At 39.7% G+C, this 21,405-nt stretch carries 22 protein-coding genes and 1 tRNA gene; 21 read left to right on the top strand and 2 right to left on the bottom strand.

All coding sequences use genetic code 11. The annotated features are described in order from the left end of the window. Nucleotides 1-140 precede the first annotated feature (140 nt). Together FAZ25_RS00380 and FAZ25_RS00375 are read left to right on the top strand one after the other, a co-directional pair. Nucleotides 141-500, top strand: coding sequence for an Asp23/Gls24 family envelope stress response protein (locus FAZ25_RS00380; RefSeq protein ID WP_004904271.1), 360 nt, complete (start codon nt 141-143; stop codon nt 498-500). 7 nt (nt 501-507) lie between these two features. After that, a complete protein-coding gene (locus tag FAZ25_RS00375; protein ID WP_040189980.1) occupies nt 508-2,205 on the top strand; it encodes a DAK2 domain-containing protein in 1,698 nt (565 codons plus the stop codon). Between the two features lie 58 nt (nt 2,206-2,263). Here the strand turns inward: FAZ25_RS00375 and FAZ25_RS00370 are convergent, their stop codons facing one another. Continuing rightward, entirely contained in the window at nt 2,264-2,470 is a 207-nt protein-coding gene (locus FAZ25_RS00370) for a DUF4044 domain-containing protein (protein WP_004900498.1), read from the bottom strand. A 158-nt stretch (nt 2,471-2,628) separates the two neighbouring features. Here FAZ25_RS00370 and FAZ25_RS00365 point away from each other — a divergent pair, with 158 nt between their 5' ends. The 19 genes from FAZ25_RS00365 (at nt 2,629) to FAZ25_RS00275 (ending at nt 21,125) form a co-directional block, all read left to right on the top strand. Then, nucleotides 2,629-2,973, top strand: a complete 345-nt coding sequence (locus FAZ25_RS00365; protein WP_004900496.1) for a hypothetical protein — start codon at nt 2,629-2,631, stop codon at nt 2,971-2,973. 153 nt (nt 2,974-3,126) lie between these two features. After that, nucleotides 3,127-3,558, top strand: a complete 432-nt coding sequence (gene mraZ, locus FAZ25_RS00360) for a division/cell wall cluster transcriptional repressor MraZ (protein WP_040176697.1) — start codon at nt 3,127-3,129, stop codon at nt 3,556-3,558. Nucleotides 3,559-3,576: 18 nt separating this feature from the next. Continuing rightward, nucleotides 3,577-4,518, top strand: coding sequence for a 16S rRNA (cytosine(1402)-N(4))-methyltransferase RsmH (rsmH, locus tag FAZ25_RS00355; RefSeq protein WP_012305087.1), 942 nt, complete (start codon nt 3,577-3,579; stop codon nt 4,516-4,518). A gap of 17 nt (nt 4,519-4,535) precedes the next feature. Then, complete coding sequence (gene ftsL, locus FAZ25_RS00350; RefSeq protein WP_004900487.1) at nt 4,536-4,892, top strand: cell division protein FtsL; 357 nt, start codon at nt 4,536-4,538, stop codon at nt 4,890-4,892. A gap of 2 nt (nt 4,893-4,894) precedes the next feature. Continuing rightward, nucleotides 4,895-7,075, top strand: a complete 2,181-nt coding sequence (locus FAZ25_RS00345) for a penicillin-binding transpeptidase domain-containing protein (RefSeq protein ID WP_004904266.1) — start codon at nt 4,895-4,897, stop codon at nt 7,073-7,075. 10 nt (nt 7,076-7,085) lie between these two features. Continuing rightward, a complete protein-coding gene (mraY, locus tag FAZ25_RS00340; RefSeq protein WP_192269716.1) occupies nt 7,086-8,048 on the top strand; it encodes a phospho-N-acetylmuramoyl-pentapeptide-transferase in 963 nt (320 codons plus the stop codon). Nucleotides 8,049-8,099: 51 nt separating this feature from the next. Further along, nucleotides 8,100-9,449 carry a UDP-N-acetylmuramoyl-L-alanine--D-glutamate ligase gene (gene murD, locus FAZ25_RS00335; RefSeq protein WP_048801591.1) on the top strand — a complete coding sequence of 450 codons (1,350 nt, stop codon included), beginning with the start codon at nt 8,100-8,102 and terminating at the stop codon, nt 9,447-9,449. Between the two features lies 1 nt (nt 9,450). Then, nucleotides 9,451-10,560: an undecaprenyldiphospho-muramoylpentapeptide beta-N-acetylglucosaminyltransferase gene (gene murG, locus FAZ25_RS00330; RefSeq protein WP_004900478.1), complete on the top strand. Its 1,110-nt coding sequence runs from the start codon at nt 9,451-9,453 to the stop codon at nt 10,558-10,560. A gap of 31 nt (nt 10,561-10,591) precedes the next feature. Next, nucleotides 10,592-11,302 carry a cell division protein FtsQ/DivIB gene (locus FAZ25_RS00325; RefSeq protein WP_176608206.1) on the top strand — a complete coding sequence of 237 codons (711 nt, stop codon included), beginning with the start codon at nt 10,592-10,594 and terminating at the stop codon, nt 11,300-11,302. 127 nt (nt 11,303-11,429) lie between these two features. Next, a complete protein-coding gene (gene ftsA, locus FAZ25_RS00320; RefSeq protein ID WP_004900473.1) occupies nt 11,430-12,803 on the top strand; it encodes a cell division protein FtsA in 1,374 nt (457 codons plus the stop codon). Between the two features lie 21 nt (nt 12,804-12,824). Then, entirely contained in the window at nt 12,825-14,138 is a 1,314-nt protein-coding gene (ftsZ, locus tag FAZ25_RS00315) for a cell division protein FtsZ (protein WP_048801573.1), read from the top strand. 119 nt (nt 14,139-14,257) lie between these two features. Continuing rightward, complete coding sequence (locus tag FAZ25_RS00310) at nt 14,258-14,728, top strand: cell division protein SepF (protein ID WP_004900466.1); 471 nt, start codon at nt 14,258-14,260, stop codon at nt 14,726-14,728. 4 nt (nt 14,729-14,732) lie between these two features. Further along, entirely contained in the window at nt 14,733-14,996 is a 264-nt protein-coding gene (locus tag FAZ25_RS00305; RefSeq protein WP_004900463.1) for a YggT family protein, read from the top strand. Nucleotides 14,997-15,003: 7 nt separating this feature from the next. Next, nucleotides 15,004-15,795: an RNA-binding protein gene (locus FAZ25_RS00300; protein ID WP_004904253.1), complete on the top strand. Its 792-nt coding sequence runs from the start codon at nt 15,004-15,006 to the stop codon at nt 15,793-15,795. A 36-nt stretch (nt 15,796-15,831) separates the two neighbouring features. After that, entirely contained in the window at nt 15,832-16,512 is a 681-nt protein-coding gene (locus tag FAZ25_RS00295) for a DivIVA domain-containing protein (protein WP_004900458.1), read from the top strand. Nucleotides 16,513-16,797: 285 nt separating this feature from the next. Next, the gene (gene ileS, locus FAZ25_RS00290; RefSeq protein ID WP_040176702.1) at nt 16,798-19,590 is read left to right on the top strand and encodes an isoleucine--tRNA ligase; all 2,793 of its coding nucleotides are present in this window, start codon (nt 16,798-16,800) and stop codon (nt 19,588-19,590) included. A gap of 133 nt (nt 19,591-19,723) precedes the next feature. Further along, on the top strand, nt 19,724-20,044 hold the full coding sequence (locus FAZ25_RS00285) for a PTS sugar transporter subunit IIB (protein ID WP_004900450.1): 321 nt from the start codon (nt 19,724-19,726) through the stop codon (nt 20,042-20,044). A gap of 1 nt (nt 20,045) precedes the next feature. Then, the gene (locus FAZ25_RS00280; protein ID WP_146973193.1) at nt 20,046-20,366 is read left to right on the top strand and encodes a PTS lactose/cellobiose transporter subunit IIA; all 321 of its coding nucleotides are present in this window, start codon (nt 20,046-20,048) and stop codon (nt 20,364-20,366) included. Nucleotides 20,367-20,510: 144 nt separating this feature from the next. Then, nucleotides 20,511-21,125, top strand: coding sequence for an ECF transporter S component (locus FAZ25_RS00275; protein WP_004904250.1), 615 nt, complete (start codon nt 20,511-20,513; stop codon nt 21,123-21,125). A gap of 36 nt (nt 21,126-21,161) precedes the next feature. Here FAZ25_RS00275 and FAZ25_RS00270 read toward each other — a convergent pair. Next, nucleotides 21,162-21,234, bottom strand: a tRNA-Arg gene (locus FAZ25_RS00270). Nucleotides 21,235-21,405: the final 171 nt, after the last annotated feature.

Below are 21,405 nucleotides of genomic sequence, written 5' to 3'. Positions count from 1 at the left end.
GACTTGCTTAAGTTAAGCATAGTTGACATAAAACGACCACCTTACTGGTGGTTTTTTTATGTTAAAATAGTAGCAGTAAACCTTTAAGGAGGAAATGCAATAATACACTAAATAGTCAGCGTATTATTGTTTTGAATATTATGGCAATCAAAATCAAAGCTAAAAATGGTGACATTACAATTGAAAACGATGTTATCGCAACAATAGTTGGTGGATCGGCCATTGAGAATCCAGGTGTTGTGGGCATGGCATCTAAAGCCGCTTTTCGTGATGGTATGAATCAAATTTTAAATCGTGAAAATTACGCTAAGGGTGTTGTTGTTCATCAAGAAGGCAGCGGGGTTAGTGTTGACGTGTATTTAGTTGCACAGTATGGCACTAAATTATCAGAAATTTCGAAATCGGTTCAAGGAAAAGTGAGATATAATCTTGATGCGCTCTTGGGCATTCACGCAGCTGAAGTTAACGTGATTGTTCAAGGCGTGCGTATCACAGACTAGGAGTGTCATGAGTAAAATAACAGTGATTACCAATGTTGAGTTTGGTAAAATGATTAATGCGGCTTCAGCTGCGCTTGCGGCTAATGCTGCGAAAATTAACAAATTAAATGTTTTTCCGGTACCAGATGGTGATACTGGTACGAATATGAGCTTATCGATGGCAAGTGGTGCACAGTATGAGCGTGATGCGTTAGATACACATATCGGGGCATTGGCGAAGGCGACCTCAAAGGGCTTGCTTATGGGTGCCCGTGGTAATTCAGGTGTTATTCTGTCACAAATTTTTCGTGGGTTTGCTACTTCAGTTGAAAATAAAGAGACATTAACCGCGCGCGACTTAGCTGATGCATTGATGTCTGGTGCACAAATTGCCTATAAATCAGTGATGAAGCCGACAGAAGGGACAATCCTAACGGTTATTCGTGAAGCTGCTGCAAAAGCTAATCAAGTAGCTAATGAATCAGACGATATTGTTGTTTTGATGCGTGCAGTAGACGAAGCAGCTCAAGTAGCTTTAGCATCGACACCTGACCTATTGCCTGTATTAAAAGAAGTTGGGGTTGTGGATTCTGGTGGGCAGGGCCTTGTTTTTGTTTTGAATGCTTTCTACCAAGTTTTAAGTGGCGAATTTAACGAAGATGAGCTCAAAACGCCTGATAATGCTGAGTTAGACCAAATGGTCAAAGAACTTCATGCTGGGGCTCAAGCAAATGTTAATCTTGATCCTAATGATATTGCCTATGGCTACTGTACTGAAGTTATGGTACAAATTGGCAAAGGGACGACCTATGATCATGAGTTTGATTACGACACATTTTATAATCATTTAGCTGAATTAGGTGACTCACTTCTGGTTATCAACGATGACGAGATTGTGAAGGTACACGTTCATACTGAAAACCCTGGTGAAGTTATTAGTTGGGGCACGCATTTTGGCTCACTTGTTAAAGTGAAAGTTGATAATATGCGTGACCAACAACAGGCCGTGATTGATGCGCAACGTGCTGAAGAAGCCCAAGTCGCTAAAATAGCGATGACGCAAAAACAAGTTGATACAGCTGTTATTACTATTGCTGCCGGCGATGGTGTTGCAGCGTTGTTTAAAAGTTTAGGTGTCCAAACTGTGATATCTGGCGGACAAACTATGAATCCAGCAACGTCAGACCTCGTGGATGCTATCAATGCCAGTGATGCTAAACAAGTTATTATTTTGCCTAACAATTCAAATATTTTTATGGCTGCAGAACAAGCCGTTGATTTGGTGGACATTCCTGCACAAGTAGTGAAAACGCGGACTATTCAACAAGGCCTAACAGCAATGATGGGTTATAATCCAGAAGCTAAGTTGGATGATAATGTACGTGAGATGGCAGCTATGATGACTGAGGTTAAGTCTTTACAGGTCACACAAGCTGTACGCGATACCATGTTAGACGGTGTCGAGATTCATCATGGTGATTGGATGGGTATTATCGATGGTGATATTGCTGTTGTGTCTAAGAAATTACAGGATACAGCCATTGAATCAGTTGCCAAAATGTTGGATTCAGATTCAGAAATAGTAACAATTATCGTTGGTGAAGGCACTAAATTAAAAGATGCTGATAGATTAAAAAAAGCCATTGAGGCACTTGATGATGACCTAGAAATCGAAGTTCATGAAGGGAAGCAACCTTTGTATCCATTTTTGATTTCAGTTGAATAAATGAAACATGATAAAAAGGAAGTCGCAGATCATCTGCGACTTCCTTTTTGTCATGTTATTAGAACCAGCCTAATGCGTTGGCAGCGGCATAAAAAATACCACCAACCATTAAGACGACCATAAACCATGACATGACAAGTGTCATCTTTTCAATGCGTGTTCGTGATTTCTGTTCGTACTTGGGCATACGATGTTGATTCAGCTTTGCATCAATTTCGGCTTGTAATTTTGCGTTACCAGCTGATTGATTCATTTTTTCTGCCATAATTCACCTCGACATTATTTTCAAAGGTAAGTTTAACATAGTTTTAGCTCGGCATGCAATAATATCCTATATATCGCGTTAGGTTAGCTTTTGAAACTTGTTTTTTAAAGCGGGTTCAGGTATGGTTATTAGGATAAAGAAATAAATGAGGTAAAGTAATGCATTGGTGGACTTGGCCAATTTTGGCAATCGGGTTAATAATTCTAACAATTGTTATTTGTCGTTGGTTGCGTATACCGCAACGATACCGTATACAAGTGATTGATATTTTGGTTGTGCCGATGTGGTATATTGTGCATGAAACTATGGGTTCGCGTTTTGGTACAAGTTATGTATTATGGTTTTTACTCATTTGGTGGTTTGTCGGTGCTATATTAGCTTGGTTCTTGATGTCTAATGGCTGGTCTTTTAGAAGTTTTTGGCGTAAATATTGGGTATGGACTGGTTTATTAGCCTGTGTGTTATTAATCATTGTGACAATATTGGGTTTTGTATACCACTAGTCCCCACTTATAAAAAGCACTGTTATCTATTAGATAACAGTGCTTTTTAGTGTCTTGAAATTTACTAAAATATGACAAATTGATAATTAGGTGGAGGGAAATGGGGAAATGTGGTAAATTAATAGTATAGAATTTTTAATGGAGGTGGTCCCAATGTTCATGGGCGAATATTCACATACGCTCGATGTCAAGGGGCGACTTATAATTCCGGCGAAATTTCGAAACCAATTAGGTGAAAAATTTATCGTAACACGTTGGATGGAGCATGCATTACGTGCTATGCCAATGCCTGTTTGGGAAAAATTAGAACAACAACTCAATCAATTACCATTAGGAAAAAAAGAAGCACGTCAATTTAAGCGTTTTGTTATGGCTGGTGCGATGGAAGCTGAAATTGACAAACAGGGACGTATCATTATCCCATCTAATTTAAAAACGTATGCTGGACTGGCAAAAAATGTGATTGTTACAGGATCGGGCGACTCATTTGAAATTTGGAGCGATGAGAATTGGCAATTATATACAGCTGAGACTGCTGAAAATTTTGATGACATTGCCGAAGGACTTGTGGACTTTGATTTCTAAACAAAAGGACGGATGTTAATGGCTGAATTTGAACATGTCACAGTATTATTGCACGAAGCAGTAGCTTTATTAGCTATAAATCCCACTGGCACATATGTTGATGCAACATTGGGCGGTGGTGGCCATACAGGTGAAATATTAAAACAATTGACTACTGGAAAATTGTACAGTTTTGACCAAGATGATACCGCAATTAAGTACAATCAAACGCGTTATGCGGATGAGATTGCTGCAGGTAAATTAATCTTAATACATCAAAATTTTCGACAATTAAAGGTTGCATTAGCAGAACAACATGTAACAGCTGTTGACGGCATTGTTTATGATTTAGGCGTTAGTTCGGTACAATTTGATGATGGTCAACGTGGTTTTAGTTATAACTATGATGCTGAATTAGACATGAGAATGGATCAACGTCAAACGTTAACGGCCAAGACTATTGTTAATGATTGGCCATTTAATGATATATTGCGTGTCCTGAGTCGCTATGGTGAAGATCGCTTTCCAAAACAAGTGGCACGAAAAATTGAGCAGCATCGTGATAAAGGACCCATCAATACAACATTTGAGCTTGTTGATATTATCAAAGAGGCGATTCCTGCACCGGCCCGTCGTAAGGGCGGACATCCAGCAAAACGCACATTTCAGGCTTTGCGTGTCGCTGTGAATGACGAACTGGGTGCATTAGAGGATTCATTGACGCAAGCGTTAGAGTTGTTAGCACCCAGTGGTCGCATTAGTGTGATTACTTTCCAGTCACTGGAAGATCGGCTTGTTAAACAAATGTTTCGGGAAAAAACAAGTATGCCTGACTTGCCAGCAGGCTTACCAGTATTGCCCGGGCAATTTGAACCAGATTATAAGTTATTAACGCGTAAACCAATTTTGCCAAGTGAAACTGAAATGACTGATAACCATCGGTCAGAATCAGCAAAGTTACGTGGTATTGAACGACAATAAGAGTTAGGAGCTGTCGCATGGCACAGAATGCATATCAATATACAACATCAGCAGAAGCAATTCCCTTTGCACCATCTCAGACACGTGTCAAATATAAGGCAGCACGTTGGACAAGACGTGAACGATTAATGGTGACGTTTGTTTCTGCAGTTATTATGATACTAATGATTGGTGTTGTGTTTTCAAGTATGCAAGCAAATGCGGCACGTACAAACGCAGCAACAATGCAATCAAAAATAGATGCAACAAAAGAATCAAATGATGCCTTGCGTAGCGATATCCAGAGTAAGACAAGCAAGAAAAATCTAGATGAGGTCGCCAAAAAGTATAATATGACGTTATCAAATAATAATGTCAGAAATATTAATCAATAATTATGAGAAATAAAGTGAGACGGATACCAAATAAAAGAGTCACAAAAAATGCCAAGATTTTTGGCGGTGTATTGTTGGGTGCAATGACCATCGTGATTCTTGGACTTGGCGTGCGTCTTTTTATTATTGCTGGTGGTTCAGTTGATGGCCATAACTTAAATGATGCCACACGCCAAGCCTTTATGGCTAAACAAATAGTACCGGCTAGCCGTGGTAAAATTTATGATGCTACTGGGCAAGTTTTGGCTGAAAATACAACAGTTTATGATATGTATGCGGTGTTGGACAAGAAAGCAACGCGTGTGAAAGATGCTAAGACTGGTAAATATGTGGCTGGTTCAGGTCATGTTGTTGATAAAGAAGCAACAGCTGATAAGTTAAGTCAAGTGATTAATATGAGTAAAGAAGATATTTTGAAGCGACTAGACAAAAAAGCTTATCAAGTTGAATTTATCTCAGACAAAGCACAAGCTAGTAAAAACCTTAGCATTGAACAATACAAGAAAATACAGGCGTTTAATTTACCAGGCATTAATTTCACACCACATCCATCACGTGTTTACCCTGAAGACAGTACAGCTTCTCATTTAATTGGTACAATGAAAACAGATGAAGATGCTAAAACAGGTCAACCAACACAATATGGTTTTATGGGAATAGAGGCAGCAGAAAACAGTGTCTTATCCGGTAAAAATGGTGTGAAGAAGTATGATGGCCAGACGGAAAATATACAAGATAGTAAAACAGTTGAAAATGGGCACGACGTCTACTTAACATTGGATTCTGGCCTGCAAAATACCTTAGAGACACGTATGTCAGAATTGTTTGACAAAACAAAGGCTGACTCTGCTGTGGGTGTGTTAATGGAAGCTAAGACAGGTCGCATTGTTGCTGCGACGCAGCGCCCTAATTTTAATGCAAATGACAAGCCGGTGGCGCCCAAGCTTTGGGCGAATTTATTAGATCAAAATCCTTTTGAGCCTGGTTCGACAATGAAAGGCATTACTTTAGCTGCTGCCATTGAAACTGGTAAGTGGCGACCAGAGGATACCTATCAATCAGGGACGTTGTTGATTGATGGCAAAAAAGTGGTTGATGCGTTTGGTCAAGACCAAGGCATGTTAACCTACCGTGAAGGTTTTTGGCGTTCATCTAACGTCGCCTTTGCACGTGTAGAGCAGCAACTAGGACCGACAGTTTGGCGTAATTATTTGGAAAAGTTTAGATTTTTACAGTCAACAAATTCTGGATTGAATGGCGAGCAATCTGGTGGTATTTCATTTACTTATCCAATTGATCAAGCCAACACGGCCTATGGTCAAGGGATTAGTGTGACACCCCTGCAAATGATACAGGCTTACTCAGCCATTGCTAATAATGGTCAAGAAGTGAAGCCATACTTTGTGGATAAGGTTGTTAATGCTAGTACTGGTGCGGTTATTAAGCAAAATAAAACTGAAAACGTTGCTAAACCTATTAAAGCCAGTACAGCTGAACAAGTACGGCAATATATGATTGATGTTGTCAACCAGCCAACGGGAACGGCAAAAGAATTTGATTTGCGACCTTATGGCTATCAGATTGCTGCTAAGACTGGTACTGCACAAGTGGCTGAGCATGGTCAGTATCTACAAGGGCTAAATAATGCGATTCACTCAGTCATGGTGTTGGCACCTGAAAAAAATCCTAAGTACATTTTTTATTTGGCTGTTAAGCAACCAAAGGTCTTCCCAGATCCAACAATTCAGACAACAATGAATAAGGTTTTTCAGCCATTAATGCTACAAGCTTTAAATGATAGCGATAGTGCGATAAAATCAAAGACAACGAAACAGACTGTACCAAATGTCATGGGGCAGTCAATCAAGCAGGCATCTGATGATTTAACAAAGGCTGGCTTCAGAGTAGCTGTTGTGGGTAGTAACGGAAAAGTGACGGAACAATCGTTGTTACCACAGCAAAAGTCATTAACCAATCAATTAGTGATTCTAACTGCCAAAGGTAACACGCATCTGCCCGATATGACTGGTTGGAGTTTAACTGATGCACAAGCATTTGCTCATGCGGCTGGTTTTGACTTAACTTGGTCTGGGTCGGGATATGTGACAAGACAATTGACCCCCAAAGATCAACTCGTTGTGGGCAATAGCAAGGTTGCAATTGAATTAAAAGAGAAGCAATAGGGAGAGAAAAATGTCTGATAATTTATGGGCACTAGCACGAGCGTTTATTATTACTGTGGTTTTCATGCCATTCTTAATTAAATTTTTGAAACAATCCAAAGAACAAGCGGTTATTCGAAAATTGGGACCTGATCACCAGTCAAAAGCTGGCACACCAAGTATGGGTGGTCTCTTGTTTGTTTTAGCTGCAGCGATTAGTGCGTTTATTGGTGGCGCTGCATATCATGGCATGTCTGGTGTTGTTGCTATGATTATTCCTGTATTTGCATTAGTCGCTTATGCTATTATAGGCGGCATTGACGACGCATTGAAACTCATTAATCATGTTGATGATGGGTTTGCCTTTAAGCCCAAACTCCTAGCACAAACCTTAAGTGCAGTAGTTATTATGTTAATCATGTGGCTGTTGGGAGTGCCGTTTACGCTCTATATTCCCATGATTGGAACAATTAATTTAGGGCTTTTCTACTTTGTTTTCCTGTGGTTCTGGTTAGTTGGCTGGTCAAATGCAACCAATTTAACCGATGGGTTAGATGGTTTGCTTGCAGGTAATAGTGTGGTTGTATATGCCGCTTATACAGTCATTGCCATGCATATGCATAACCATATCATTGTTTTATTTAATTTTTCAATTATTGGTGGTTTGTTAGGTTTCTTAATCTTTAATCGACCAAAAGCAAAAATTTTCATGGGTGATACGGGATCGTTGGCTTTGGGTGCTGGTTTAGCTATTGAATCAATTTTGCTTGGAGTACCATTTTCGTTGATCTGGTTTGGTTTGATATTTGTGATTGAGACACTATCAGTGATTATCCAAACAGTCGGTTATCATTTTTGGCATAAAAGAATTTTCCCTATGGCGCCAATCCATCATTCATTTGAGAAGTTTGGTTGGAGCGAATGGCAAATTGATTTGCTATTTTGGATTGTTTCATCAATCTTGGCTGTAGCCGGTATATTCTACATGAATTAACAAGCGATGTATGTCGCGTACATATTAAATTTTTAAGAAATCAGGTTAATGATGAAAATACAAGATTTTAAAAATAAAAAAGTGATGGTATTTGGTTGGGCACGCTCAGGTAAAGCTGCTGCGCAACGTTTAGTAGAGTTGTCAGCCATTGTGACTGTTGTTAATGGTGGCGCATTTGATACCGACGAGACAATTTATCAAAAGTTGCTAGCAGCAGGCGTAACATTTATCAATCATGATGATGATCAAGCAATAGATAAATCATTTGATTTTTTGGTGAAGAATCCTGGCATTCCATATGAAACGGCAATCGTTAAAAAAGCACTTGGTCTTGATATTCCGGTCTTAACAGAAGTTGAAGTGGCGCTAAGTTCGTTTGATGGACGACTCATTGCTGTGACGGGATCAAATGGCAAAACCACAACGACGTCTTTGATACGTGACATGCTAAAGGTAAGTGGACAAACAGTCACAACTGCAGGTAATATTGGTACGCCTGTCAGTGAAGTTGTTGGTCCATTAACCAGCCAAGATACCTTATTACTCGAGTTGTCTAGCTTTCAATTAATGGGCTTACCAGATATTAAACCTGATATTGCACTCATTACCAATATATTTGCTAACCATCTGGATTATCATGGCGATCGGGCACATTACGTTGCTGCCAAATATCAAATTACAAAAAATCAAACAGCAAATCAAAAGTTAATTCTAAATGCGGATGGCGCTGACACCCCAGACTTTGCTGCCAAAACACAAGCACAAGTCGTCTTGTTTTCACGAGATAATTCCTCTGATATGGCATGGACCGATGGCCACGATTTAATCATTGAAGGAGAACATGTTATGCCACTAACAGCAATTAAGTTAGTTGGACCACATAACTTAGAAAATATTTTGGCAGCTATCACCGTCTCTAAAATAGCTGGGGTCACTAATGAGGCTATTATGTCAGTACTTGAAGTGTTTGGCGGGGTGCCACATCGGCTACAATACCTTTTGACTGAAAATGGGGTTAGATATTATAACGATTCGAAGGCCACTGATATAGAAGCGACACAAACAGCGCTAGATAGTTTTCACGAACCGACAATTTGGTTGGCTGGTGGGCTAGACCGTGGTGACGACTTAACACGATTAATACCAAACTTATCGCATGTTAAGCTAGTCATTGCATTTGGTGAAACGCAACAAAAAGTTGTTGCCATAGCACGTCAAGCACATAAGCCAGTTATTACAGTTACAAGTGTTAAAGAAGCGGTGCCAGTTGCCATCAGTAGTTCTTCAGCTGGAGATGTTGTTTTGCTTTCGCCAGCGGCGGCGAGTTGGGACCAATATCCCAACTTTGAAGTCCGCGGTGATGAATTTGTCAATGAATTGAAAGAAAATTTGGGGGTATAATATGCGTGTTATTTTATCTGGTGGTGGTACAGGTGGCCACATTTATCCAGCACTTGCTTTGGCAGAGGTTATTAAACAGCATGAACCAGATGCAGAATTTTTGTATGTTGGCTCAGAACGTGGCGTAGAAGCTAATATTGTACCAAAAACGGGGATGGCATTTAAGCAACTTGCAGTTCAGGGTTTTAGTCGATCACTTTCTTTACATAATATTAAAACTGTGCAACTATTCCTGAAAGCGGTCAAAGTATCTAAAAAAATTATTAAAGAGTTTAAACCAGATGTTGTCATTGGCACAGGCGGCTATGTTGCTGGGGCGGTTGTCTATGCTGCACAGCGCATGAATATTCCGACAGTCATTCATGAACAGAACTCTGTTGCAGGTGTAACAAATAAATTTTTAGCACGTGGTGCCACAAAAATCGGTGTGGCCTTCGAAGTTGCCAAGCAACAATTTCCGAGTGAAAAAGTCGTTTTGGTTGGTAACCCAAGAGCACAGCAGGTTGCGCAGTTAAAGTCAACATTTTCATGGCAGACAATTGGCTTGCGGGATGATAAAGCAACGGTACTTATATTTGGTGGGTCTCAAGGGGCGCCAGCCATTAATCTAGCCGTTATCGATGCTATACCAGAATTTAATGAACGTAGCTATCAAGTTGTTATTGTGACTGGACCAAAGCGTTACGATAATGTGCTAGATTTATTGCGTGAGAGAAACATTGAGGCCGCTGATAATATTCGTATATTGCCTTATATTGATAATATGCCGAATGTATTAAAGCAAACAGACGCCATTGTATCTCGTGCCGGGGCAACGTCAATTGCTGAAATTACAGCATTGGGAATTCCTTCAATATTAATACCGAGTCTACATGTGACAGGTGATCATCAAACTAAAAATGCACAAAGCTTAGTAGATGTTGGTGCTGCAATTAACATTACTGAATCTGATTTGAATGGACAGAGTTTGATTGCGGCGGTTGACACATTGTTATTAGATGAAAATGTGAGTGATAAGATGGCCGCTCAGGCAACAAAAGTTGGTATGCCAGATGCGGGTGAGCGCTTGTATCAATTAATTTTACAGGCGATGGCTAATAAGAAAGATTAGTGAATTGAATGTTGAACAGTTTAACAACAGAATAATGACTCGGCGACCAAGACAGTTATGGCTTAGTCTCGTTATTTTTGCCATTTTGATTATAGGGACGTTGGCAATCATTCGGCCTTGGCAATCTATTAAACAAGTGACTGTTAACGCCATGGAATTGCCAGACAAAAAGGTGCAGACATACGCGCAAGTCATGGTGGGCACACCTTATTGGCAAGTGGCTGGTCAAACGCAATTTATTGCTGAGCGTCTAGTAAAAAACAGTGATAAAATTGATTCTGCGCAAGTGAAGCAGCAAGGTACCCATGTGACCATTAAAGTGGTCGAAAAAGTAACCGCTGGATATGTTCAGAAAAAAGGACAATGGTATCTTATTGATCGTAATGGGCATTTAACAACAATTGGACAGCCAAAAGGGGATGCGCCAATTTATGCTGGTTTTCGAACACAGACAGCACTGCAAGAAGTGGCAACGCAATTTGTCACTTTGGAATTGACGTTGCGCCAAAATATAAGTCAGATTACTTTTTCACCAGTCAAAGACAATGCAAAACGATTAGTTATTGTCATGGATGATGGCAACACAGTCTATGCGACACAGGATACTTTTGGCAAGAAGATTAGTTTTTATCCAGGTATTGCCGCCCAGATGCCAGATAAAGGCATTGTTGATTTACAGTTTGGCGCCTATTCATATAAGTATGGGACCAATGCGCAAAAAGATGATAACAAAAAGAAATAATATGTATTAAAAAGTCATAAAATGAAAGCAAATGAAACCTGCTAATTGGTAGCGGGAAGTGCGTCATTTATGATATTATTATTATTAGGTATAATTTATTAAAAAAAATTGTAAAGGGGCACGACGCATGAATAACTCAGGCGTGACAGTTGGTTTAGACATTGGCACAACATCGATTAAAGTTGTCATTGCACAAACAACTGGCAACCAATTCAATGTGATTGGCGCAGGTAATGCACCTTCTCGTGGTTTGCATAAGGGTGTAATTGTTGATATTGATGCAACAGCCGGTGCAATTCGTGAAGCCATTGATCAAGCACAAGAAAAAGCTAATTTTCAAATTAATGAAGTCGTTGCTGGTGTGCCAGCAAACCAAATTGAAATGTTACATGTTGATGGACTCGTTTCCATTGCAAATCAAAATAAACGTATTACGTATGAAGATGTGCAGCACGTTGCACAACAAGCATTGTCAAATAGCTTGCCCTCAGATCGTGATGTAATAGATTTAATCGCTGAAGAATTTAGTGTTGACGGTTTTGATGGTATTAAAGATCCCCACGAAATGATTGGTGTTCGCCTTGAAATGCACGGAACTGCTTACCTTGGGCCAACTAAAATACTAGATAATACACGTATGGCGATCCAAAAAGCTGGCTTGACATTGCGAGAATTCGTGTTGGCTCCATTAGCTGTTGGGACAAGTATCTTAAACGATGGCGAGCAAGACTTTGGCACAGTATTGATTGATTTGGGTGGCGGTCAAACTACTACTTCAATTATTCACGATCGCAAACTGAAATTTAATAGTGTTGACTTAGAGGGTGGTGACAACGTCACAAAAGACATTTCAACTGTATTAAGTACCTCTTATGCCAATGCCGAAAAGCTAAAGCGCGATTATGGGTTTGCTGACCCAACGCAAACAAACGTTAAAAATGAATTTGCAGTTGAAGTTGTTGGTGATGCAACACCTAGAACCGCAAATGAACATTATCTTTCAGAAATTATTGCAGCTCGGCTAGAACAAATTTTTACTAGGGCATTTGAACCATTGAATACTGTAAATGGCTTAAATATGCCTGGTGGCTTTGTTCTTACTGGTGGAAATGCTGCATTACCCCGTATGGTTGATTTTGCAAAAACAATTTTGGGCGAAAATGTGCGTTTATTTGTACCAGATCAAATTGGCTTAAGACATCCATCTTATACTAGAGCAATGGCTTATGCGATGTTTGCATCACGTGAAAGTATGACGCAACAAGTGATTAAGCAAGTGATTATGGCACGACATGATGACACAAGTTATGTACAGCCAACGTCACAAGTTACAAGTCAGGCTCCTGTGACTTATATCGAGACTTCCGAGTCAAATACACAAGCACAAGGTTTTGATGAGTATCACTATAATAGTAATCAAGGTAATCAAATAGAGCAGCCTAAAAAAGGTTTCTTTGGGCGCTGGATGCAGACAATTAAAAATTTATTTAGAGAAGACTAGTATAGTTTAAGGAGACAACTCATGGATTTTTCAATTGATGACGCCCAACAAGCAGGCGCAATCATTAAAGTTATCGGTGTTGGTGGCGGCGGTTCTAACGCTGTCAATCACATGATTGAAGAAGGGGTTAACGGTGTTGAATTCATCGTTGCTAATACAGATGTACAGGCTTTGGACAAATCAAAGGCCGACGTTAAAATTCAAATTGGTCCCAAGTTAACTGGTGGTTTGGGTGCTGGTTCTAATCCTGAACGTGGTACAAAAGCCGCAGAAGAAAGTGCCGAAGATATTGCCTCTGCACTTTCAGGCGCAGATATGGTTGTTATCACTGCTGGTATGGGTGGTGGTACTGGAAACGGCGCTGCACCCGTTGTGGCACGTATTGCCAAAGAGCAAGGGGCATTGACAGTTGCCGTTGTAACACGACCATTTAAATGGGAAGGACCAAAGCGCGGTCGTTTTGCAGCTGAAGGGCTCCAAGCACTATCAGAATCAGTTGATTCACTAATTGTTATCACGAACGAACGTTTGAAAGATCGTATTGATTTACGTACACCACTATCAGAAGCCTTTAAGGTCGTTGATGAAGTCGTGGCACAAGGTGTTCGTGGTATTTCAGAATTAATTACTAATCCAGGGTTCATTAATCTGGACTTTGCTGACGTTAAAACAGTTATGCAAGATGCCGGCCCTGCATTAATGGGTGTTGGTCAAGCTAGCGGTGAAACACGTGCTGCTGATGCAACAAAACAGGCAATTTCATCACCATTATTAGAAGTTGATATGTCGGGTGCAGAAGACGTTTTGCTCAACATTACTGGTGGCTTGGACATGTCTTTGTTTGAAGCGCAAACAGCTTCTGAAGTTATTGCTCAAGAGGCCGGTCGTGAAGTCAATGTTATTTTTGGTACATCGATTGATGAAAATCTTGAAGATTCAATCCGCGTAACGGTTATTGCAACTGGCCTTCAAAACATGACAAGTGATGGCACGCAAAAGAAGGGGGCTAACCCTAAAGCTAACGCAGCTAGCGTTTTCGGTAATGCGGCTAACACTGATAACAAGACATCAACTTCGGCGCCACAGTCGTCAGTGTTTGAAAAGCCAGCTACGGAGCAGACTAGTCAACCAGTACAACCAACACAAAAAGATCCATTTGCTGATTGGAATATCAGTGGTGCTTCGAAGGATGCTTTTGCAGAAGATAATCGTTTTGACGGTGTGCAAAAGCAGTCATTTGATGTATTCAATACCCCTACATCAAATACTTCATCCGTTGATTTCTCAAGTACAGATGATGATAATGAACAACCACCATTCTTTAAAAAACGTTAAAAAAGGAATCGTGAATTGGTGCAACTAATCATGAATCGTGTCAACTAAGACTAGCGCCTTGATTGCGTTTGAACTATTGGCCACATGACAAGCCCCAGTTGCGTGTTTAAGGAGAAAACATGGCAGTAGTCGACACAATTAAGCGTCTATTTAGTAATGAAGAAGACGATTTATATGAAAAAAATTATGGCAGTACAGCATATCAAGAGCAACCTCAGCCACAGCAGACAGCACAGCGTCAATCGCAACAACAAACAGCGTCTTATTTTGCTGGTCGACAAACAGTGCAACAGTCTGCTATGACGGATCCAAATAATGCAAATAGCAAGATTGCCTTATTTGAACCGAAAGTTTATTCCGATTCGCGTGCTATTGCATCACAGATTTTAGGTGGAGAAGCCGTCATTGTGAATTTTACACAAATTGATGAAGCGCAAGCCAAGCGAATTTTAGATTTTCTAGGTGGTGCAATTTATGCTGTCAATGGCGAAATCGAACGCATTGGACAATCTATTTTCTTAGTCACGCCAGACACGTTTGAAATTTCGGGTACATTGACTGATAATTTAGAACCAAATACAAGGTACTAAGCCTATGCTGGAAATTTTAGATTGGATTATTCGCATTGCGCGTTATTATGAGTATGCAATAATTATTTATGTTTTAATGTCATGGCTACCGGGGGCTCAACAGTCTCCAGTGGGTCGGTGGTTAGGTCGCATTGTGTTACCATATCTTAATTTATTTAGAGTCATACCACCGATAGCCGGTATCATTGATATCTCGCCAATTGTTGCTATATTAGCTTGGAATTTTGCAGTCAGTGGCCTAGCACATCTTATCTTATTGTTGGTCTAGTGCGACCATGTCAGATGTTTCTATAGCAATTGAACAGCATTTTAGACCAGATGAGGCAGACTTTATACAACAAGCAGGTGATTGGATAAGACAAAGTCAAGATGAGTATCGGTTTATTTTAACTTACTTTTTAAATCCACGAGAGCAATATATTTTAAAGACACTCGTTAACCGAATGAACGATTTGAAAGTAGTATTTAATGGTGGCGTTGATGGCGCTGAAAGCCAACGAGCAATTATTTCGCCAAACTTTTATTCACCAGAACTTGATGATTTTGAATTAGCTGTGTTCGAGATTAAATATCCAAAAAAGTTTACAACATTACATCATAGTACGATTCTAGGTACTTTAATGCATTCAGGCATTAAACGTGCTATTATTGGGGATATCCTAAATGATGCACAGCAGTGGCAAATTATTGTGGATAAAAAAATGTTAGCTTATATCCAGCAAACAGTTTTGACAGTGGGACGTACCAAAGTATCATTGGTAGCGACAACACTGAATCATGCGATTCAACCCAAGGATGATTGGGAAGAGACCTTTGTATTACTAGCTTCTCTACGTATTGATACGGTAATTGCTACCATTTTTGATTTACCGAGAAGCGTGACGAAAAGTTTGGTTGAACAACAGCAAGTTCGTTTGAATTGGCACACAGTCATTAAGCCGGATACTACTGTGACCGTTGGTGATGTTATTTCTGTACGTGGATATGGTCGTATTCAACCAAAAATGCTTGACGGATTAAGCAAAAAAGATAAAATTAAAACGGTAGTAAATGTTATTCGGCGTTGATTAGCATGGCTATACTGTAATTAAAAGGAGAGTATGATGGCACTAACACCTGACGAAATATTAAATCATGATTTTACTAAGAAAGGCTCTCGTGCTTATATTGCATCCGAAGTTGACGCCTTTTTAGACCAAGTAAACGGTGATTATGAAGCAATTATTGCAGAGCGTGATCGTTTTGCAAATGAAAAGGAACAGTTACAAGTTAAGGTTGATGAGCTAGAAGCTAAGCGTGAGCAAGTTAACCAGTCCATCTTTGTGGCACAAGAAGCGGCTGAGCGCTTGAAAAAAGATGCTGATGCAGAAGTAAAAAAGCAATTAATGCATGCACAAGAGTCAGCCACAAAGATTATTAGTGATGCACGTACAAAAGCTGAGGCAGAAGCCACAAAGTTGGCACAAGAAAATGCTGATTTAGTTGCCGAGCAAAACGAATTACGTCAAGAAGTTGAAAGTTTTAAAGATTCGTTCTTGAAATTATTGACAGTTCAGCGTACACTATTAGACAACGATGAGTTAGCCGAGGCAGTTCATCGTTTGCCAATGGGTCAGGCAACTGCCGCTCGTATTGAAAAAGCTGGTGTGAATTCAGCAGCTGAAGCAGCAACTAATGTTGCTGACGAGATAGTTGACGACGCAGCAACGTCTGATACGACGGTTGAACAAGGGCCAGTAGTTGTGTTTCCAGAGACGGAAGACACAGCAGATAATAAATCATAAAAAGCGTAACACAGCAAGATTGGCGTACATACGCGCAGCGAGTCATGGTGGTTAGAGATGATCGTCCCTGTAGCCTTTCAGATCAGTTACAAGTTTGTTGAACTGAATTTTAAGTAAGTTCAAACGGTGCAGATCGTTAAAACTGATTTGAGGGTTATTTTATGAGTATAGCCGAATGTATGGGTGGTACCACGCGTAAGCGTCCCTGTGTCGATTGACACAGGGACGCTTTTTTATTTTTTTGATACATAATGATTATTACTGCGATATTAGAGGAGAAACAGTATGAAATATAAGGATACATTAAATCTAGGAAAAACAGGATTTCCCATGCGTGGGTCATTGCCTAAAACAGAACCATTGCGTCAACAAAAATGGTACGATGCCGATTTGTATCAGCAAAGATTATCTCAAAACGAGAAAAAGCCACATTTTAATTTGCATGATGGACCACCATATGCCAATGGAAATATTCATCTCGGTCATGCCTTGAATAAAATCTCCAAAGATATTATTGTGCGCTACAAAAATATGGCTGGTTTTTATGCACCTTATGTTCCTGGGTGGGATACGCATGGTTTGCCTATTGAGCAACAGCTAACTAAGGCAGGGCATGATCGTAAATCAATGCCTAAGGCTGCTTGGCGTAATTTAGCTAAAGACTTTGCTTTGGCTCAAGTCGATAAGCAGCGTAATGACTTTAAACGGTTGGGTATTATGGCAGACTGGCAGCACCCATATATCACGTTACAACCTGAATTTGAAGCAGCACAAGTTCGTGTTTTTGGCGAAATGGCAGGTAAAGGCTATATTTTTAAAGGCTCAAAGCCAGTTTACTGGTCATGGTCATCTGAATCAGCTTTAGCTGAAGCTGAAATTGAATATCACGATATTGATTCAACATCTTTGTACTATGCTAACAGAGTCAAAGATGGTAAAGGTATTTTGGACAATGACACGTATTTTGTTGTTTGGACAACCACGCCATTTACAGTAACAGCATCACGAGGGATTACATTAGGACCTGACATGTCGTATGCGGTTATTCGACCAGAAGGTGAGACGCGCAAATTTGTTGTGGCAGTTGGTCGTTTAGAAGCTATTGCGCCTAAGTTTGGTTGGACAAATTATGAAACACTGGCAACATATAAGGGCCAGGAATTAGACCGCATCACAGCTTATCATCCTTGGGATGAAGCGGCTGAAGAACTTGTTATGAATGCCGATCATGTGACGCTAGATTCTGGTACTGGTTTGGTCCATACAGCACCTGGTTTTGGTGAAGACGATTTTAATGTTGGTAAAACCTATGGCCTCGAAGTCGCTGTGACAGTTGACGAAAAAGGTTACATGACGAAAAGTGCTGGCGCTGATTTTGAAGGCAAGTTTTATGACGATGTTGTCGGTTTAGTAATCAATAAATTAACGGCCGCTAATCTATTTTTAGCCAAAGAAAAAATTACGCATTCTTACCCATTCGATTGGCGTACCAAAAAGCCAATTATCTGGCGTGCAGTGCCGCAATGGTTTGCATCAGTTGAAAAATTCCGTCAAAATATTTTGAATGAATTAGACAATGTGAACTTTTATCCTGAGTGGGGTAAGAAGCGTTTATACAATATGATACGTGATCGCGGTGACTGGGTTATTTCTCGTCAACGCGTGTGGGGCGTGCCATTGCCAATTTTTTATGCCGAAGATCAAACGCCTATTTTAGATCAATCTATAATTAACCATGTGGCAGATTTATTTGAAAAACACGGTTCAAACTATTGGTTTGAACACGAGGCTAAAGATTTATTGCCTGAAGGTTATACGAATGAACATTCACCAAATGGGCTATTCACAAAAGAAGAAGATATTATGGATGTTTGGTTTGACTCTGGTTCATCTTGGGCGGGTGTCATGAACACGCGTGATCAACTTGATTATCCAGCGGATCTCTACTTAGAAGGCTCAGATCAATATCGTGGTTGGTTTAACTCATCTTTGATTACTTCTGTGGCGGCTACTGGACATGCACCATATAAGAATGTGTTATCACAAGGCTTTACGTTAGATGGTAAGGGCAATAAGATGTCTAAGTCACTTGGCAATACTATCTCGCCATTAGCTGTTGCTGATCAAATGGGGATTGAAATTTTGCGTCTTTGGACAATTTCTGTTGATACATCGCAAGATATGCCAGTATCAAATGATATTTTGAAACAAGTATCAGAAAGTTATCGTAAAATTCGTAATACGTTGCGCTTCTTAATGGCCAATACTTCTGACTTTAACTATGCAACCGATGCGATTGCTTTTGAAGATAGGGCGGGGCATGATCAATATTTCTCAGTTGTTTTAAATGACTTTGTTAAAGATGTCCGAGCATCATATGATAACTATCAATTTAATGATATTTTTAAACGCGTCATTAACTTTGTCAATGTCGATTTGTCAGCATTTTACTTGGATATCGCGAAAGATGTTGTTTATGTTGAAGCACCAACTGGCCACGCACGTCGTTCAATGCAAACAGTCTTTTATGATACATTACTAGCCTTGACTAAGTTACTCTTACCAATTTTGCCACATACAGCTGAAGAAGTTTGGGAGTATTTACCAAACGAGAAAACTAAATTTGCCTATTTGGCAGATATGCCTGAAGTGCAAGATTTTGGTGATACAAGTGCGTTATTGTCACATTGGGCTGACTTTATGTCATTGCGTGATTCCGTGAATAAAGCATTAGAAGAGGCGCGTGCTGCTGAGTTAATCGGTAAAAATGCGGAGGCCGCATTGACATTGTACTTGACACCAGAGCAAAAACAATTATTAGATAATCTCCATGCTGATGTCCGTTTGTTATTAATGGTATCGCAACTGCATATCGAAGATGCTTCTAACGCGTCGGCAATAAAAGATTATGATGGCTTTTTAATTTCAGTACAGCATGCAACGGGTGGTGTTTCACCACGTGATAGAATGTTCCATGAAGATTTAGGCGCCGATCCAGCCTTCCCAGAATTATCAAAACATGAAGCAGAAATTATTCGTGAATTTTATCCCCAAGCTTTGACTGAAGGGTTTGAATAATTTCGACACAACGCAATAATATGGTATTATTGCGTTGTTTTTTTATTTAAATGAAAGCGTTTACATAGTCTTTGGAAAACAGTATAATGAAGGTGTAGCAAATTGATAGTATGACCTAAGGAGAACAAGTATTATGGCAACAAAAACGATTATGTTAGCTTGCGCGGCAGGTATGTCGACTTCATTATTAGTAGCCAATATGCAAAAAGCTGCCGAATCCCAAGGAAAAGATTATGAAATTTTTGCAACATCAACGGCTGATGTTGATGCAAAACTAAATGAAAAACATCCAGATGTCGTTTTACTTGGTCCACAAGTGGCATATATGAAAGAGGAAGTTAAAGGACAAACTGATAAGGCTGGTATACCGCTTGATGTGATTAATATGATGGATTACGGCATGATGAAAGGTGATAATGTACTTAAAGCAGCAGAAACTTTGATGGGAGTATAGTATGGTAGAAGACGAACGCATGCAAGTCATCATGGGCTTAATTATGCATGGTGGTAACGCCAAATCACAAGCCTTTCAAGCAATTCAACTAGCAAAAGTAGGTGACTTTGATGGTGCAAAAGCAGCCATTGCCCAAGCAGATCAGTCGATTAAAGCAGCTCATGATACGCAAACTGGTATGTTGACCAAAGAGGCGCAAGGCGAGCATGCAAAAGTAGATTTATATATGGTTCACGCGCAAGATCACGTTATGAATGGGATTACGTTCCGTGATTTGGCAGTTGAAATGATTGCTATTTATCAAAAGATAACTGATAAATAGGCAAAATAAAAATGGCTTATTACCACTTTATTTCTGGTAAGCGCCATTTTTTTCGTTCTCAAGCTAATTTATACGTTAAATGTTGTGTTATCTAGCCACGCTACGATACAATAGAAGTATTAAAATTTAAGATGGATTAATCACATGACAAATAAAAAAACAACTTACTACATTGTGACAACTTTGTTTGTTGCTATTGTTCTATTACAGATGCTCATACCATGGCTAGGAATCATGCCATTGGGTGCTTTTATTATTGGCGCAAGTGCTACCATTATACAGTTCACTGTAGCACTGTCAGGTATAATCCTTGGTCCTAAGTATGGCGCAGTCGTGGGTTTCTTTTGGGGCGGTTTATCATTTATTAATGCATTAACACATCCTGGCACGATTGGCTCGTTAATGTTTCAAAATCCGGCGACGGCATTTATTCCGCGTATTTTAGTTGGTTTAGTCATTGGTTGGTTGTTTAATTATTTTTTACGCCAAAGGCCAATAGCGACTCGGACAATTGGTTTAGGCATACTAGGCGTTTTAGCTGCGCTCGTTAACACGGTCGGGGTTGTTATCTTAACCACAATTGGTTTTACTGTGATGCATACGAACTTTACAGGCATTCCCAATCATAATATTTTGAGCTGGTTAATCGGCATTGTATCATTTAATGCCATTTTCGAAATGATTGTTGGCTTTATATTAGTCATGCTCATTGGAAATATATTGTTGCCTATTGCTGAGAGGGCAGGAATTAAGGGGTAAAAAAAGCGACTAGAGCGTGTCTAGTCGCTTTTCTAATGCACTAACCCAGACTCGAACTGGGAGCAAAGACTTAGGAGGTCCCCGTTTTATCCTGTTAAACTATTAGTGCAAGCTATTTTATTATACCGTAAGTCAGTTGAAAAATAAAATGAGACTTGACACATTTTGTTCATTATGTTTTAATAAAAACATCAAATAAAAAAGGGAAAATAACATGGTCAATTCAGCTAAGACAAATGTACAAATTATTATCAGCATTATCATTATTTCGTGATAGGTG

The sequence above is a fragment of the Leuconostoc sp. LN180020 genome (assembly GCF_014844115.1).
In the GTDB taxonomy this organism is placed as follows: domain Bacteria; phylum Bacillota; class Bacilli; order Lactobacillales; family Lactobacillaceae; genus Leuconostoc; species Leuconostoc citreum.
Note: the sequence above shows the minus strand (reverse complement) of the source record. Positions and strands in the feature narration are given on the sequence as shown.

What these genes read in the sequence shown, in the direction of transcription:
- FAZ25_RS00380 (WP_004904271.1), top strand. Translation starts at nt 141, where the DNA reads ATGGCAATCAAAATCAAAGCTAAAAATGGTGACATTACAATTGAAAAC.
- FAZ25_RS00375 (WP_040189980.1), top strand. Translation starts at nt 508, where the DNA reads ATGAGTAAAATAACAGTGATTACCAATGTTGAGTTTGGTAAAATGATT.
- FAZ25_RS00370 (WP_004900498.1), bottom strand. Translation starts at nt 2,470, where the DNA reads ATGGCAGAAAAAATGAATCAATCAGCTGGTAACGCAAAATTACAAGCC.
- FAZ25_RS00365 (WP_004900496.1), top strand. Translation starts at nt 2,629, where the DNA reads ATGCATTGGTGGACTTGGCCAATTTTGGCAATCGGGTTAATAATTCTA.
- mraZ (WP_040176697.1), top strand. Translation starts at nt 3,127, where the DNA reads ATGTTCATGGGCGAATATTCACATACGCTCGATGTCAAGGGGCGACTT.
- rsmH (WP_012305087.1), top strand. Translation starts at nt 3,577, where the DNA reads ATGGCTGAATTTGAACATGTCACAGTATTATTGCACGAAGCAGTAGCT.
- ftsL (WP_004900487.1), top strand. Translation starts at nt 4,536, where the DNA reads ATGGCACAGAATGCATATCAATATACAACATCAGCAGAAGCAATTCCC.
- FAZ25_RS00345 (WP_004904266.1), top strand. Translation starts at nt 4,895, where the DNA reads ATGAGAAATAAAGTGAGACGGATACCAAATAAAAGAGTCACAAAAAAT.
- mraY (WP_192269716.1), top strand. Translation starts at nt 7,086, where the DNA reads ATGTCTGATAATTTATGGGCACTAGCACGAGCGTTTATTATTACTGTG.
- murD (WP_048801591.1), top strand. Translation starts at nt 8,100, where the DNA reads ATGAAAATACAAGATTTTAAAAATAAAAAAGTGATGGTATTTGGTTGG.
- murG (WP_004900478.1), top strand. Translation starts at nt 9,451, where the DNA reads ATGCGTGTTATTTTATCTGGTGGTGGTACAGGTGGCCACATTTATCCA.
- ftsA (WP_004900473.1), top strand. Translation starts at nt 11,430, where the DNA reads ATGAATAACTCAGGCGTGACAGTTGGTTTAGACATTGGCACAACATCG.
- ftsZ (WP_048801573.1), top strand. Translation starts at nt 12,825, where the DNA reads ATGGATTTTTCAATTGATGACGCCCAACAAGCAGGCGCAATCATTAAA.
- FAZ25_RS00310 (WP_004900466.1), top strand. Translation starts at nt 14,258, where the DNA reads ATGGCAGTAGTCGACACAATTAAGCGTCTATTTAGTAATGAAGAAGAC.
- FAZ25_RS00305 (WP_004900463.1), top strand. Translation starts at nt 14,733, where the DNA reads ATGCTGGAAATTTTAGATTGGATTATTCGCATTGCGCGTTATTATGAG.
- FAZ25_RS00300 (WP_004904253.1), top strand. Translation starts at nt 15,004, where the DNA reads ATGTCAGATGTTTCTATAGCAATTGAACAGCATTTTAGACCAGATGAG.
- FAZ25_RS00295 (WP_004900458.1), top strand. Translation starts at nt 15,832, where the DNA reads ATGGCACTAACACCTGACGAAATATTAAATCATGATTTTACTAAGAAA.
- ileS (WP_040176702.1), top strand. Translation starts at nt 16,798, where the DNA reads ATGAAATATAAGGATACATTAAATCTAGGAAAAACAGGATTTCCCATG.
- FAZ25_RS00285 (WP_004900450.1), top strand. Translation starts at nt 19,724, where the DNA reads ATGGCAACAAAAACGATTATGTTAGCTTGCGCGGCAGGTATGTCGACT.
- FAZ25_RS00280 (WP_146973193.1), top strand. Translation starts at nt 20,046, where the DNA reads ATGGTAGAAGACGAACGCATGCAAGTCATCATGGGCTTAATTATGCAT.
- FAZ25_RS00275 (WP_004904250.1), top strand. Translation starts at nt 20,511, where the DNA reads ATGACAAATAAAAAAACAACTTACTACATTGTGACAACTTTGTTTGTT.